Source organism: Micromonospora sp. NPDC007208, assembly GCF_042869175.1.
GTDB lineage: Bacteria > Actinomycetota > Actinomycetes > Mycobacteriales > Micromonosporaceae > Micromonospora > Micromonospora foliorum.
Genome location: NZ_JBIAFG010000001.1, coordinates 405,008 through 419,630 on the forward strand (window position 1 = coordinate 405,008; position 14,623 = coordinate 419,630).

Genomic DNA, 14,623 nt, shown 5'->3' on the forward strand with positions numbered 1-14,623 from the left:
TCATGATGGCCCGTGGACTCCGATCTTCAGCGCTACCTCGATGACCTCGTCGGCACTGCCCGCGACGTGCTCGGCGCCGACCTGGTCGGCGCCTACGCGGCCGGTTCGGTGGGGCTCGGGGCGTACCAGGCCGGCCGCAGCGACGTGGACGTGGCGCTACTCAGCGCCGGGCCGCTCACCGAGGCCGCCAAGCGGACGTTGGTGGCCCGACTGCGGCACGAGGCGCTGCCCTGCCCCGCGCGCGGGCTGGAACTGGTCGTCTACGACCGGGCGGTCGCCGCCTCCGGCACCCCCGAGCCGGGCTTCGAGGTCGAACTCAACACCGGGGCGGGCATGCCGTTCCGGCGCACCCTCGACCCCGCCGACCGCCCGGTTGCCGACGGCCGATTCTGGTACGGCCTCGACCGCAGCATCCTGCACCAGAGTGGGCTTCCACTGCTCGGGCCGCCAGCCGGGGAGGTCTTCGCCGACCTCGCCCCGGCCGACCTGCGCCGGCTGCTCATCGAGGCCCTGACCTGGTGGCTGGCCCTGCCCACCCCGCCGGACGACCAACCCGCGCCCGGCACCGAGGACGCCGTACTCGGCGCCTGCCGGTCGCTGGTGCGCCACCGCGACGGTGTCTGGCTCGCGAAGGTGGCCGCCGGTCAACGGCTGATCGACGCCGGCGACCGGGCCGAGGTGATCCGTCAGGCGGTCGCCGCGCGGCACGGCGGGCCGCCGCCCACCGGGGCGCAGGCCCGCGCCTTCCAACAACGGGTACGCGACGAGATCGCCGCGTAGCCCGTCGCTACCCACCGTTCGTCGTCTCGACGCGGGCGATAAGCTGCTTGAGTCGCACGATCTCCTCGGTGAGCGCGACGTCGCCCGCCGCGGTGAGCGTGACCCAGGTCCGGCCACGTCGGCCGGCGTAGCCCTTCTCGACCTCGACCAGACCGGCCGATTCCAGGACACCGAGATGCTGGGACAAGTTGCCGGCGGTCAGCTGCAACTGGGTACGGAGAAAGCCGAACTCCGCCCGCCGGGCCTCGTGCACGATGGTGAGGATGCCGAGCCGTACCCGCTGGTGTACCAGGTCGTCGAGGCCGGTGACGGGATGTGCTGGCGTGGTCCCGTCGGGATCGGTCATCGGGACCGCTGCCGGTGTTGCGCCAGGGCGAATCCGGCACTGCCCAGCAACAGCACGCCGCCGCCGATGACCAGCATCGGCACGAACTGCCACTGGCTACGGGCTTCCCAGCCGAGGTCGATCGGCACCAGCACCACGGCCAGGTACAGCAGGGTAAACAGCAACAGCGCGACGTGCCGCTCCAGCCAGGCCAGCACGAGCAGGGCCACCCCGATCGCGCCGGCCGGTCCGAGCAGCCGGAACAGTACCTGGGCGAAGGCGGGTGGCGGCAGGTTCGTCCGTCCGTCGAAGATCCAGTCCGCAGCGCCGACGGCGACGGCGATGGCGATCACCACCAACAGCGTGAGACCGGTGAGGACGTAGGGCATCACCCGAGCGTCCACCCCCCGGGCCCGGGCTACTCGGATGTACCCGGCGGCGATCGCCACGTACCCCCCGACCAGGGCGGCCAGCCAGTAGAACTCCGCTACCGGGAACCATGCTTCGCACACCTGAGCCCCGTCGATCGGCTGGCAGTTGCTGAGGTGCGGGTCACCGAACAGGTAGGCAGGAATCGCCCCGAAGGTCACCAGGGCCAGCACGAGCAGCGGTAACCACGTGACCCGCTGGGCAATTCGGACGCGGCGTGTGAGGCCGCGCAGATCCGTGAGGAGCCGGCGGGGGTCACCGCCGGCAGGGAACGTTTGTGAAGTCATGCAGATAGGTTTCCATAACAAACCAGTTTGCGCTAGTGCCCTTTGTGGTTGGGGGGCCGACCCGCACAGACCGGGCTCAACGGACCGGACCGGCCTGGAGCGAGGCGAAGAGCAGGTTGAGACCCTCGGTCATGGTCGGGTGGGTGATGACCGCGTCCCGCAGGGCGGTCCACGGCATTCCGGCGAGCATGGCCAGCTGCACGGAGGTGATCACCTCACCGGCCTCGGCGCCGAGCAACGCCGCGCCGAGGATCCGGTCGGTGCTGGTGTCGATGACCGCCTTCCACACGCCCTGGGTCTGACGCAGGGTGCGTGCCCGGGGGATGGCGGCGACCGGCAGGTGGGCGACCTGGACGTCGTACCCGGCGTGGCGCGCCTCGGTCTCGGTCAGCCCGATCCGTGCCAGCTCCGGGGTGGTGAAGACGGTGTACGGGATCAGCCGGTCGGCGGTGCTGCGCCGGCCTCCGGCGAGGTTGGCCCGGATGATCCGGTAGTCGTCCAACGAGACGTGGGTGAACTGCGGGCTGCCGGCGACGTCCCCGGCCGCCCAGGTGCGCTCGGCGCTGGTGCGCAGGTGCTCGTCGACCTCCACGAAGCCCCGCTCGGTGAGCCGTACGCCGGCCACGTCCAGGCCGAGCCCGTCGGTGACCGGTTCTCGGCCGGCCGCCACCAGCACGTCGTCCCCGATCACCACACCGCCGTCGTCCAGCGTCACCCGGAGCGAGCCGTCGGTCTCCCGGTCGACCCGCGCGACAGCCACACCCACCCGTACGTCGATGCCATCATCGAGGAAGACGCGCATCACCGCGTCGCTGACGTCGGGATCCTCCCGGGTGAGCAGCCGTGGACCACCCTCGACCAGGGTCACCGCGCTGCCGAACGACGCGAACATCTGCGCGAACTCCACCCCGACGGTGCCGCCGCCGAGCACCACCAGCCGGGCCGGCAGCCGATCCAGGCGCAGCAGCTCGTCGCTGGTGAGCACCCCGGCCTCGGCCATCCCGGGCACCGACGGCAGGTGGGGGCGGGTGCCCGTGTTGATCACCACGTCGCTGCCGCGCAGCAGTCGCTCGCCGCCGTCGGCGAGTGCCACCCGTACGGTCCGGGGGCCGACGAACCGGGCCTCGCCGATCACCAGGTGCAGGCCGGAGTCGAGGAACTGCTGCCGGTTGGCGGCGACCATCCCCTCGACCACGTCCTGCTTGTGCGCGCGCAACAGGTCCACGTCGACCCGGCCGCCCTCCACCGCAAGACCGAGCGCCGACGCGCCCCGCAGCTGACGGGCGGCCCGCGCGCTGGTCACCAGCGCCTTCGTCGGGATGCACGCGACGTTGATGCAGCTGCCGCCGATCATGCCGCGCTCGACCATGGCGACCCGCTGCCCGGACCGGGCGACGTCCATGCTCAACGTCTTGCCGGCCTTGCCGCCACCAACCACGAGCAGGTCGAACTCCTCCGGTTGGTCGGTCACCGGGCGCTCCTCTCGGTCACCGGCCAGGGCCGGCGGCCTCCGCTGGTGCGCGGCGGCCAGCCCAGCCTGCCAGCTCCGACGGGTACGGTGATCCGTTCCGCGCAGAATCCGCCCGGGCCGCCCCCTCTCCGCGATCTTGCACTTACTGTCCCGACGTAAGGGGGCATTCCGCGCATCTCGGCGACCGAAACTGCAAGATCGGCGGGGGTGAGGCGGGGCGTCGACTCACCACGCGGCTAGCCCGGTACGGGATCATTGTTGGATGCCTGACATCCCGCTGCGGTTCCGTGCACGGGTCCGCCATGAGGCGGACCGCTCGTACGCCGTGCTGGTAGCAGGACCCGAGGGGGAGGTGCTGGTCGGCGTCACCGGCAGCCTGAGGGAGGTGCGCACTGTGGCACGCGAGGGTGCCGCTCGTTTGTTCGGCGTGCCGACGGAGCGGATCGCCGAGGATCACCTGGACGTGGTGATCCCTCAGCCGCCGTACGCGCGCGACGGGCAGTGGGTGCGAATCGTCTCGGCGGGTGAGTCCGCCGCGCCGGACGACGCCATCGACCTCGGAGCGGCCGGACAGGCGCACTGGTTCGGCCACGAGGGAGCCTGGTTCGTCACGGTGGCCGGCTCCGGCACAGGCGTCCATCCCAGCGAGCACCTCGACTTCGCGCCCGTCCTCACCGACGATGAGGTCGCCGAGTTGCGGAGGTACCTCGATCGGTCAACCCAGCCTCCCTCTTGAGAGGTTGGTCGTTGACCGGCGACCGGGCGCTCGGCCCGGGCCCGTGCGGATCTCGCTCCGGGCCCGGGTGCAACCGCGGCTGAGGTCAGTGTCGGGCGGCGCCGTTCTCGCTGACCGGCTGCCCGAAGGCCAGGAACGGCACGGGCGTCGGTGCGTCCGTGCCGATGTGCCGAGGGAAGGTCGGCTCGGCGTCGTCGGCGCTCACCTCCCGGGCTGCCGCACGGTCGGACGTCGCCGACTCGTCCGCCACTGCCGGTGCGCCACCGTGCTCGTCGTTCGCCTGCTCGGCCGGGGCCCGGTCGCCATCCTCGACCGGGGTCCGGTCGGCATAGCCACTGTCGACCGGCGTCCGGTCGGCGTAGCCGTTCTCGGCCTGCGTCCGGTCGGCAGGGCCACTGTCGACCGGGGCGCGGTCGGCAGGTGCGGAGTCGAGCGGGGCACGGTCGGGGGTGGCGCGATCGGCGTCCGCATCGTCCAGGGTGACTCGTTCCGCGGGGCGCCGGTCGACGCCGAAGCGGTCGACGTTGAGCCGTTCGACGCCCACCCGCTCGGGAGCGGGCCGGTCGGCGCTGGAGCGGGAACCGACCATCGGGTACTCGGCGGTCTCCGTACCACCGGCGGCTGCGGCCATGACCGCGGCGGCCGCGAGGTCGGCCACCCGCTTCGCCTCCCGCTGTACGCGGGCGCGGACCTCCTTGGCGTGCCGCTCGGCGGAGTCGCCGGCCCGACGGGCCTCGTCCAGCCGGGCGCTCTCGGCGGTCAGGTCCCGGCGGACCTCGTTGAGTCGCTGCTGCATCCGGGACAGCTCGTTCTCCAGCGTCTCGCCCTCCTGGCGGATCTCGGCGAGCTGCTGGCGGCCGGTGTCCAGCTCGGCGTGCAGCTCGGCGGCCTCCTGCCGGCGCTCCTCAAGCTCCTTCTGCAGGGCGGCGAGCTGCTGCTGGTGACTGGCGGCCTGCTCGTCGGCGCGGTTGCGCAGCTCGGTCACGTGCTGCTGCGCCTCGGCCAGCAGCGCGGCGATCTGCTGCTCGGTCGCGCTGCGCTGCTCGGCCAACTCCTGCTCGGCGGCGGCCTGCTGTTCGGCGATGTCCTGCTCGGCGGCGGTACGCCGCTCGTTGACCTCTCGCTCCACGCTGGCCTGCCACTGGGCCATCTCCTGCTGGTGCTTGGAGCGGGCCGACTGGAGTTCCTGCTGGATCTGGGTACGGGCCGACTTCATCAGCGCGTCGGCGGCGACCCGGGTCTGGTTGAGCTGCTGCGCGCTCTGCTCGGTGATCCGCTTGGCCTCGTGCTGGGCGCGCTCGTGCGCGGCCTCACCGTCGGCGCGCAACTGCTCGGCGTGCTCGCGGATCGCGGTCAACTCGGCCTCGGCCAGGGTGCGCCGCTCCTCGTGCGCCTGCTCCTGCTCGGCCCGCCGGGCGGCCAACTCCTCGGCCAGATCCTGACGTGCCTGCGCGGCCCGCTCACGGGTGTCGGCGAGAATCCGCTCGGACTCGCTGCGCAGCTCGTTCGCCCGGTCGGTGGCCGACTCGGTGATGATGCCGGCCTGCTTCTCGGCGAGTGCCATGATCTCGCCGACCATCGGGCCCAGATCGTGGAACGAGGCGCGGTCCACCTGCACGGGTTGCTCCTGAAGCTCGGCCAGTTCGGCACGCAGCCGCTGCACCTCGGCGGTCAGTTCACGGACGCGGACGGCGGAGCGCCCGTGCTCTCCACTCAGCATCGAGATCTGACCGTCGAGCTGCTCCAGGTGCCGGTCCACCTGGCGTTTGTCGTATCCGCGCAGGGCGAGCTCGAAGCTCGGCCGGGAGGCCGCATCGTCGCGTGCTGCGTGCGGCTCAGCGCCGATGGACATGCACCATCCTCCGTACGATCGGGGCGTCAGGGTCGGCGGTCGCCTGCCCCACGGGCCGTCAGTGTGGCGCAACGCTACCGCCGAGCGGACCTCATGCGAAGTCCTGCCCCACCACCTCTCACGTTGCCGCCCCGCGTTCCCGCGTTCCCGCGCCGATCATGGACGCGTGGTGCCGGAAAGGTGGTGCTCCACCACCTTTGTCATCCAGCACAAGTCCATGATCGACGCAGGTCAGCAGGTCAGCAGGTCAGCAGGTCAGCAGGTCAGCAGGTCAGCGTCGGCGGGCGACCAGGACCGCGTCGTGCAGGGTGATGTCTTCGCCGTCGGGGTTGGTCGCGGGGCGGGAGCGTTCCTCCGCCGTCAGCACCTCCCAGTCGGCCGGTTCCAGATCGGCGGCGACGTCCTGCGCGGTGTACATCATGTCCGGCATGTGCATCCGGTGCGCCGACCCCCACAGATCCGACGGGTGGTGCCCGACGATCAGCAGGACGCCGCCGGGTGCCACCGCCGCGGCCAACCGGCCGAACAACTCCCGCCGCTGCGCCGGGGGCAGGTGCATGAACTGCGCGGACACCAGGTCGTACGCCTCCTCGGCGGGCGGCTTGTCCCGCAGGTCCGCGTGGGTGAACTCGATCCGGTCGCCCACGCCGACGGTCTCGGCGTGCGCGGCGGCCCGGCTCAGCGCCGTGCTGGAGATGTCCACCGCGGTCACCTGCCAGCCGCGCTCGGCCAACCACACCGCGTCGGCGCCCTCGCCGCTGCCCACGTCCAGGGCGCGCCCCGGGGCCAGGTCGGTGACCTCGGCGACCAGCTGCGGGTTCGGCCGGCCACTCCACACCGAGGGGCGGGACTGGTAGCGCTCCTCCCACGCCGGCTCCTCGAACGTGGTGGCCACCAACTGCCGGTACGCGACCACCGCGTCGCGGGTCTCCTCGGCGATGAGATCGGCGTTGATCGCCGCCGCCGCGGTCAGACCGGCCCCGGCGGACGTGATCACCTGCCCACGGATGTCGGCCACGTTGCCCGCCACCCAGACCCCTGGGACGGTGGTCGCGCCGGTGGCGTCGGTCGGGATCTGGGCACCGATGACGTGCTCACCCATCAGCACCTCCTCCGGGGCCAGACCCAGCCCCACCAGAACGTCGGCGCGAGGAGTCAGCCGGGTCGCCACCACGATCGCGTCGAGCGCCACCACCCGGCCGTCAGCGAGCCTTACGCCGGTCAGCGCGTCGTCGGTCACCTCCACCGCGGCGACCGGACCGGGCACCACCGCGATGCTCCGGGCGGCGAGCCGCTCGGCGGTCTCCGCGTCGGGTGCCGGGGCGTCGTGCAGCAGGAGCAACACGCTGGGGCTCCACTGTCGCCACATCTCGGCCTGGTGCACGCTCAGCGGGCTGGTCGCCAGGACGCCGATTCGCCGGTCCCGCACCTCCCAGCCGTGGCAGTACGGGCAGTGCAGCACGTCGCGACCCCACCGCTGGGCCAGGCCCGGCACGTCGGGCAGCTCGTCGGTCAGGCCGGTGGTCACCAGCAGCCGCCGGGCCCGCACCGACTCCCCGCCGTCGAGGTTCAGCCGGAACCCGTCGTCGTCCCGGGTCGCGGCCTCCACCCGCCCGGTGCGGAACTGCCCGCCGTACCCGGCCACCTCGGCCCGTCCGATCGCGAGCAGCTCACCCGGCGGCGTCCCCTCCCGGCCCAGGTAGTTGTGTATCCGGTCGGCCGGCGCGTTGCGCGGCTCACCGGAGTCGATCACCAGCACCGACCGTCGGGCCCGGCTCAACGCCAGGGCTCCGCTGAGCCCTGCGGCGCCGCCGCCCACCACCACCACGTCGTATGTCTCGTCCACCGGAATCTCCCTCTTGCTTCGTCGGCTGCGCCCACCATCCGTCGCCGCCGGCAAGGTGGCAACTATCCTTGCCGTTATGGCAAACGAGGACAGCGCCGCGCTGGCGGCCGTCGGCCCCCGGCTGCGTGCCCTGCGTCACCAACGCGGGACCACGCTGACCCAGCTCGCCGACCTGACCGGCATCTCGGTGAGCACCCTGTCCCGGCTGGAGTCCGGTAGTCGTCGACCCACGCTGGAGTTGCTGCTCCCGCTGGCGAGGGCCTACCAGGTGGCGCTCGACGAACTGGTCGACGCCCCCGCCACCGGCGACCCCCGGGTACGCCCCAAACCGATCGTCATCCACGGCGTGACGTATCTGCCGCTGACCCGCCGACCGGGCGGTGTCCAGGCGTTCAAGCAGATCTTCCCGCCGGACCCGTCCGCCGGGGGCCGAATCCCGCAGGCCCACGAGGGGTACGAGTGGCTCTACGTGCTCTCCGGCCGGCTACGCCTGCTGCTCGGCGACCGGGACCTGACGCTGACCCCGGGAGAGGTGGCCGAGTTCGACACCCGCGTTCCGCACCTCTTCTTCAACCCCGGCCCCGGCACCGCCGAAGCCCTCAGTCTCTTCGGGCCGCAGGGGGAGCGGCTGCACGTCCGCGCCCGCCCCGCCACGCCCGACAAGCAGCAGTGATCAAGCCTGACTCTGCCCGGTCCGCTGGTCCGGGGGCCAGGTGGGGCAGAGGGAAGAGCTTGTCGCAACGTTGACCGCGGTCGGAGCCGAGGTCGAGTTGTCGGTGGTGCCGGGTAGTGCTTCCCCGAGGCAGCCGCGAGGGCCGGACCGGTTCCCCTCCGGTCCGACCCCCGCAATCAGGTCCGCGCTAGGCGCGGAGCCTGCGCTGCCGGACGACCAGCAGCAGCGCCGCGCCGAGGAGGACCGCCAGTACGCCGGCACCCATCCAGAGCCCGGCCGGGAACGACGTGCCGGTCACCGGGAGCTTGCCCTTCACCGGGATGGTGATGGTGGACTCGGGTGAGACCGGCGCCGGGCCGTCCGGCGGGGTGCCGGTCGCCGTCGCGGTGTTGCGCAGCGACCCGTGGTGGTAGTCCGCCTTGCTGACCGTGTACGTCGCCGCGCAGGTCACGGCGGTGCCGGCCGCGAGGGTGACGGCGCCGTTCGGGGTCCGTTCCGGACCGCAGGTGATCGGGCCGAGGTTGGCCGCCGAGGCCGGCGCGGTCAGGGCGTCGGTGATCGTCACGCCGGTCAGCGGCACCTGACCGGTGTTGGTGACCACGAACTGGAACGGCACGTGCTGCCCCGGTCGGACGATCTTGTCGGTGCTACTCGACTTCACCACCGTGATCGCCGCGCCCCGGGTGGCCGTCACCTCGGCCGAGGCCGGCGCGGAGCGTACCGGTGTGGGCGGGTCCTGGCCGGGGATGGTCGGCGGCGTACCGGCGGCGACGGCCGTGTTGGTGATCCGACCGGCCTCGATGTCCGCCGCGGTGACCGCGTAGGTCGACGTGCAGGTGATGCTCGTCCCGGCGGCCAGCGTGACCGTGCCGTTGGCGACCGGCGGGGTGCCGCAGGTGATCGCTCCGGGCGTCCCGGTGCCGGAGAAGTCGGTCTCGTCGACAGTCACCGCGCTGAGCGTGGTGGTGCCGGTGTTGCTCACCACGAACCGGTAGGTGACCACATCACCGGCCGCGGACACCACGGTGGGCGTCACCGACTTGGTGATGGCGATCGCCGGGTGCGGGATCGGGATGTCCACCGGCGACGGTGGTGAGACCGGCGGCGGCCCGAACGGCGGCGTGCCGGTGGCCGTGGCGACGTTGCGCAGCGACGAGCCGGTGAAGTCCTCCGCGGTCACCGTGTAGGTCGACCGGCACTGGATGGAGGCGCCCGGCGACAATGTCACCGCGCCGTTCGGGATGTCCTGCGGACCGCAGGTGATCGGCCCGAGCACACCGCGCTCGGACGGCGGCAGCACGGTGTCGTTGACTGTCACGTTGGTGAGGGTGAAGCCGCCGGTGTTGACGACCAGGAAGGTGTAGGGCACCTGCTGGCCCGGCGCGGTGATCGCCACGGTGGTCGTCGACTTGATCACCTCGATGTTGGCGACGAGGCCGGACTCCGGGATGGTCAGTGTCGACGGCGGGGAGTCGACGGGCGTACCCCCGCCCGGCGGTGTGCCGTGTGCGGTGGCGAGGTCGGTGACGCCGTTGTTGTCCAGGTCGGCCTGGGTGACGGTGTAGGTGGCGGTGCAGGTGGTGTTCGCGCCGGGTGCGAGGGTGGTGGCGGCGCAGGTGATCGGGCCCAGGTTGGCGTTCGACGAGGGCGGTGTCTGCACGTCTGTCACGTTGACGTTGGTCAGCGTGAGCCCACCGGTGTTGACCACCTGGAACCGGTACGGGACCTGCTGTCCGACCATGTTGATCGCCACCGTCGTGGAGGTCTTCACGACCTGGATCGCGGCGACGATCCCCGCGTCGGGAATGGTGAGCGTCGCCGGCGTCGAGTTGATCGGCGTGTCACTGCCGGCCGGTGTGCCGTGTGCGGTGGCGACGTCGGTGACCTCGTCGTTGTCGAGGTCGGCCTGGGTGACGGTGTAGGTGGCGGTGCAGGTGGTGTTCGCGCCCGGTGCGAGGGTGGTGGCCGCGCAGGTGATCGGGCCGAGGTCGGCGTTGGACGACGGCGGTGTCTGCACGTCGGTCACGTTCACCGAGGACAGCGTCACGGTGCCGGTGTTGGCCACCAGGAACCGGTAGGGCACCTGCTGCCCGACCGTGTTGATCGAGACGGTGGTGGACGACTTCAGCAGGGAGATCGACTGGATCAGGTCGGCCGCCGGGATGGTCAGCGTCGAGGGTGCCGAGTCGATCGGGTCGTCACTGCCGGCCGGTGTGCCGTGTGCGGTGGCGACGTCGGTGACCTCGTCGTTGTCGAGGTCGGCCTGGGTGACGGTGTAGGTGGCGGTGCAGGTGGTGTTCGCGCCCGGTGCGAGGGTGGTGGCCGCGCAGGTGATCGGGCCGAGGTCGGCGTTGGACGACGGCGGTGTCTGCACGTCGGTCACGTTCACGTCGTTGAGCGTCACGCCGCCGGTGTTGGCGACCAGGAACCGGTACGGCACCTGCTGCCCGACCGCCGTGATCGAGGTGGTGGTCGACGACTTCACCAGGGCGATGCCGGGGACGACCACGTCGCTCGGAATCGTCAGGGTCGCCGGCGGCGACTGTACGGGCGGCCGGCCGCCGGGTGGTGTGCCCTGCGCGGTCGCGCTGTCCCGGACCGAGCCGAAGTCCAGGTCGGCCTGCGTGACCGTGTAGGTGGCGGTGCACAGGGTCTGCGCGCCGGGCGCGAGGGTGGTGGCGGCGCAGGTGATTGGGCCGAGGTCGGTGTTGGACGACGGCGGTGTCTGCACGTCGGTGACGGTCACGCCGGTGAGGGTGAACCCGCCGGTGTTGACGACGTGGAACTGGTACGGGACCTGTTGCCCGACCGTGGTGATCGACGTGGTGGTGGAGGTCTTCAGGATCGCGATGGAGGCGGCCAGGCCGGTCTCCGGAATGGTCAGTGTCGAGGGCGTCGAGTCGACCGGGGTGCCGCCGGGCGGTGTGCCGTGCGCGGTGGCGACGTTGGTGACGCCGTCGTTGTCCAGGTCGGCTTGCGTGACCGTGTAGGTGGCGGTGCACAGGGTCTGCGCGCCAGGCGCGAGGGTGGTAGCGGCGCAGGTGATTGGGCCGAGGTTCGCGTTGGACGACGGCGGTGTCTGCACGTCGGTCACGTTCACGCCGGTCAGGGTGAATCCGCCGATGTTCAGCAGGTGGAACTGGTACGGCACCTGTTGCCCGACCGTGGTGATCGACGTGGTGGTCGAGGTCTTCAGGATGGCGATCGCCGCGATCAGACCGGCCTCGGGAATGGTCAGCGTCGACGGCGGTGAGGTGACCGGCGTACCACCGCCCGGCGGGGTGCCCCGCGCGGTGGCGACGTTTGTCACGCCGTCGTTGTCCAGGTCGGCCTGGGTGACGGTGTAGGTGGCGGTGCAGACGGTGCTCGCGCCGGGCGCGAGGGTGGTGGCGGCGCAGGTGATCGGACCGAGGTTGGTGTTGGACGACGGCGGTGTCTGCACGTCGGTGACGGCCACGTTGCTCAGGGTCAGGCCGCCGGTGTTGGCGACCAGGAACCGGTACGGCACCTGCTGCCCGACCGTCGTGATCGACGTGGTGGTGGACGACTTCACCACCGTGACGGCGGCGGCGAGCACCTGCGCCGGGATGGTCAGGGTGCTCGGGTCGGAGACGACCGGTGGACCGGTGGGTGGGCTGCCCGTTGCGGTGGCGACGTTGGTGACGCCGTTGTTGTCGAGGTCGGCCTGGGTGACGGTGTAGGTGGCCGTGCAGGCGGTCTGCGCGCCGGGCGCGAGGGTGGTGGCGGCGCAGGTGATCGGACCGAGGTTGGTGTTCGACGACGGCGGGGTCTGTACGTCGGTGACGGAGATGTTGGTCAGTGGGACGCCGCCGGTGTTGACCACGTGGAACGAGTACGGCACCTGCTGACCGACGCTGGTGATCAGCGTGGTGGTCGACGACTTGATCAGGGCGATGTCGGCCGGGGTGGCGCCCGCGCAGGACAGGGTGGTGCTGAACGGGAAGTAGTGGATCTCGCCGCCGCGGTGGTCCAGCGTACGGGTGATGACGCTGCCCTCGGTGTTGCTGGAGGAGAGGTCGGTGAGGCTGGCGTTGGGGGCGTAGATGGTGCCCTCGACGGTGGCGGCGTTCGGGGTGAGGGTGAGCGCGGTGGCGGTCGGGAAGTTGAACAGGATGTAGCGCGCCTGTGGGCCGCCGATTCCGGCGAAGTTCGGGGCGGTCCAGGCGAACGTGTTGCCGACGCCGCTGGTGTCCACGTTGACCAGCAGCGGCGTGTCGGCGGTCGGCTGGCTCGCGAAGGTCAGAACCTGGATGTTGGCCAGGTCGGCGGCGGTCAGGTTGAGCACGTTGGTCACGCCCGGGGTCAACGTGACGACGGCGTTGCTGCCCGGCGGGATCGGGCGGGGCAGCAGGTCACCGTTCGGCGTCCGCAGCACCACCGTGTTGTCGCAGGTGGCCAGGCCTGCCGTGGTGTCCCGGAAGGCGGCGAACGCGCTGGCGAAGTTGATCGGCGAGGTCGGGCCGACGCTGGCCACCGGCTGCCGGGTCACCAGCTCCACCCGAGGCGAGGCGTCGTAGTCGTTCGCCGGCAGGATCCGCGTGTTGACCTGGGCGCCGTTGTTGTCGGTGTTGCGGACGAAGGCGCCGGTCAGGTTGCCGACCTTGGCGTAGCCGTTGGAGAGCACCTGGAGGCGGCTACCGCCGACGCTGCCGGCGAAGTTGACCTGTCCACCCACGACCAGGGCGCTGGGGTTGGCGTCGCCGGGCACCACGAACGACCCGGCGGTCGCCCCGGCGAGCTGGTAGGTGCCGAAGGTGAGATCGCCGCCGACGGCGAGGGTTCCCTCGTTCTCGTCGTTGTTCACCGTGGCGTTGCCCTCGGTCATCACGCCGAAGCTCAGCGCCTCGGCGACCGGGTCGACCGGTCCGATGGCCTCGTCCACGGCGGCCAGGACCGGATTGGTCGGGGTGGGCGCGACGGGCGCCGGCACCAGCAGACCGTTGACCGCCAGCACGCCCGCGACGGCGGACAGCGCCGCCGCCCGTGACCTGCGGCTACCCCACCACGAAATCCTCATCACGCCCCCGTTGGTTCGAATGTGCCAGAGGAGCCTATCGAGGCAAAACCATCTTATGTCGTATTTGTCCGAATCGCAGTTCTGCTGGGTGGGCTTCGAACTGTGCGCGCCGTACCTCCGTGTTTATGATCGACAACCCCGACCGGGGACCCCGAGGTGGCCGATCGGTCCGGCCCGGAGCAGAGGTGAGGTGCGCGACGGTGATCCGCGAGGCGTACGCCTGCTGGGTGCGTGAACCCGGCGTGGCCGAGATCCGGCCGGTGTCGCTGGCCGCCCCGGGCCCCGACGAGGTGCTGGTCCGGGCCAGTTACTCCGGTGTCAGCCGGGGCACCGAGACGCTTGTCTTCGCCGGCCGGGTGCCCACCGACCAGTACGCCACCATGCGCGCACCGTTTCAGGAGGGCGACTTTCCCGGCCCGGTGAAGTACGGCTACCTCAGCGTCGGTGTGGTCGAGCAGGGCCCACCGGAGCTGCTCGGGCGGACGGTGTTCTGCCTGCACCCGCACCAGAGCGCGTACGTCGTGCCGCTGAGTGCGGTGGTGCCGGTGCCGGAGGGGGTGCCGGCCGCCCGAGCGGTCCTCGCCGGCACGGTGGAGACCGCCGTCAACGCGCTGTGGGACGCCGCGCCGCTGGTCGGTGACCGGGTCACCGTGATCGGCGCGGGCATGGTGGGCTGCTGTGTCGCGGCGCTGCTGGCCCGGTTCCCCGGCGTACACGTCGAGTTGGTCGACACCGACGCGCGCCGGGCCGGTGTGGCCGGGGCCCTCGGCGTCGACTTCGCCCACCCGGCCGACGCCCGCGGTGACCGGGACCTGGTCGTGCACGCCAGCGCCACCGCCGCCGGCCTGCAACAGTCGCTGGACCTGCTCGCCCCGGAGGGCACGGTCATCGAGCTGAGCTGGTACGGCGACCGCCCGGTGCAGGTGTCGTTGGGCGGCGCCTTCCACTCCGGTCGACTCACCGTGCGCAGCAGTCAGGTCGGCATGGTGGCACCCGCCCGACGGGGACGGCGCAGTTACGCCGACCGACTGGCGCTCGCCCTGGACCTGCTCGACGACCCGGCCTTCGACGCGCTGATCACCGGCGCGTCCCGCTTCGCGGAACTGCCCGACGTACTCGCCAAACTGACCTCGGGTGACCTGCCCGCCCTCTGCCACCTCATCACCTACGACGACGGAGAGTGACC

10 protein-coding genes and 1 pseudogene are annotated in these 14,623 nt (G+C 71.6%); 4 read left to right on the plus strand and 7 right to left on the minus strand.

Annotated elements, in window-relative coordinates:
- Positions 1-12: 12 nt before the first annotated feature.
- Entirely contained in the window at positions 13-780 is a 768-nt protein-coding gene (locus ACFYL6_RS01665; protein WP_387166084.1) for a nucleotidyltransferase domain-containing protein, read from the plus strand.
- Positions 781-787: 7 nt separating this feature from the next.
- Here the strand turns inward: ACFYL6_RS01665 and ACFYL6_RS01670 are convergent, their stop codons facing one another.
- The 3 genes from ACFYL6_RS01670 to ACFYL6_RS01680 form a co-directional block, all read right to left on the minus strand.
- Positions 788-1,126: a transcriptional regulator gene (locus ACFYL6_RS01670; RefSeq protein ID WP_387166086.1), complete on the minus strand. Its 339-nt coding sequence runs from the start codon at positions 1,124-1,126 to the stop codon at positions 788-790.
- Entirely contained in the window at positions 1,123-1,821 is a 699-nt protein-coding gene (locus ACFYL6_RS01675) for a hypothetical protein (RefSeq protein ID WP_387166088.1), read from the minus strand. Before ACFYL6_RS01675 ends, ACFYL6_RS01670 begins: the two co-directional genes overlap by 4 nt.
- Positions 1,822-1,897: 76 nt before the next feature.
- Positions 1,898-3,292, minus strand: coding sequence for a dihydrolipoyl dehydrogenase family protein (locus ACFYL6_RS01680; RefSeq protein ID WP_387166090.1), 1,395 nt, complete (start codon positions 3,290-3,292; stop codon positions 1,898-1,900).
- A 262-nt stretch (positions 3,293-3,554) separates the two neighbouring features.
- Between ACFYL6_RS01680 and ACFYL6_RS01685 the strand changes: the two genes are divergently transcribed.
- Entirely contained in the window at positions 3,555-4,028 is a 474-nt protein-coding gene (locus tag ACFYL6_RS01685; protein ID WP_387166092.1) for a hypothetical protein, read from the plus strand.
- 85 nt (positions 4,029-4,113) lie between these two features.
- On the opposite strand, the gene ACFYL6_RS01690 is transcribed toward ACFYL6_RS01685, so the two are convergent.
- Both ACFYL6_RS01690 and ACFYL6_RS01695 read right to left on the minus strand, forming a co-directional pair.
- Positions 4,114-5,880, minus strand: a complete 1,767-nt coding sequence (locus tag ACFYL6_RS01690) for a hypothetical protein (RefSeq protein ID WP_387166094.1) — start codon at positions 5,878-5,880, stop codon at positions 4,114-4,116.
- A gap of 271 nt (positions 5,881-6,151) precedes the next feature.
- Entirely contained in the window at positions 6,152-7,726 is a 1,575-nt protein-coding gene (locus ACFYL6_RS01695) for an FAD-dependent oxidoreductase (RefSeq protein WP_387166096.1), read from the minus strand.
- A 76-nt stretch (positions 7,727-7,802) separates the two neighbouring features.
- Here ACFYL6_RS01695 and ACFYL6_RS01700 point away from each other — a divergent pair, with 76 nt between their 5' ends.
- Positions 7,803-8,399: a helix-turn-helix transcriptional regulator gene (locus ACFYL6_RS01700; protein ID WP_112725068.1), complete on the plus strand. Its 597-nt coding sequence runs from the start codon at positions 7,803-7,805 to the stop codon at positions 8,397-8,399.
- 187 nt (positions 8,400-8,586) lie between these two features.
- Here the strand turns inward: ACFYL6_RS01700 and ACFYL6_RS01705 are convergent, their stop codons facing one another.
- A complete protein-coding gene (locus ACFYL6_RS01705) occupies positions 8,587-10,140 on the minus strand; it encodes a hypothetical protein (protein WP_387166816.1) in 1,554 nt (517 codons plus the stop codon).
- Between the two features lie 1,959 nt (positions 10,141-12,099).
- A pseudogene (locus ACFYL6_RS01710) lies at positions 12,100-13,437 on the minus strand (choice-of-anchor A family protein); the annotation flags it as partial.
- Positions 13,438-13,637: 200 nt separating this feature from the next.
- On the opposite strand from ACFYL6_RS01710, the gene ACFYL6_RS01715 reads away from it, so the two are divergent.
- A complete protein-coding gene (locus ACFYL6_RS01715) occupies positions 13,638-14,621 on the plus strand; it encodes a zinc-binding alcohol dehydrogenase (protein WP_387166098.1) in 984 nt (327 codons plus the stop codon).
- Positions 14,622-14,623: the final 2 nt, after the last annotated feature.

Excerpts from the sequence above, each read along its gene's own strand:
- ACFYL6_RS01685 (WP_387166092.1), top strand. The coding sequence starts at position 3,555 with ATGCCTGACATCCCGCTGCGGTTCCGTGCACGGGTCCGCCATGAGGCG.
- ACFYL6_RS01690 (WP_387166094.1), bottom strand. The coding sequence starts at position 5,880 with ATGTCCATCGGCGCTGAGCCGCACGCAGCACGCGACGATGCGGCCTCC.
- ACFYL6_RS01700 (WP_112725068.1), top strand. The coding sequence starts at position 7,803 with ATGGCAAACGAGGACAGCGCCGCGCTGGCGGCCGTCGGCCCCCGGCTG.
- ACFYL6_RS01705 (WP_387166816.1), bottom strand. The coding sequence starts at position 10,140 with ATGGTCGGACAGCAGGTCCCGTACCGGTTCCAGGTGGTCAACACCGGT.
- ACFYL6_RS01670 (WP_387166086.1), bottom strand. The coding sequence starts at position 1,126 with ATGACCGATCCCGACGGGACCACGCCAGCACATCCCGTCACCGGCCTC.
- ACFYL6_RS01675 (WP_387166088.1), bottom strand. The coding sequence starts at position 1,821 with ATGACTTCACAAACGTTCCCTGCCGGCGGTGACCCCCGCCGGCTCCTC.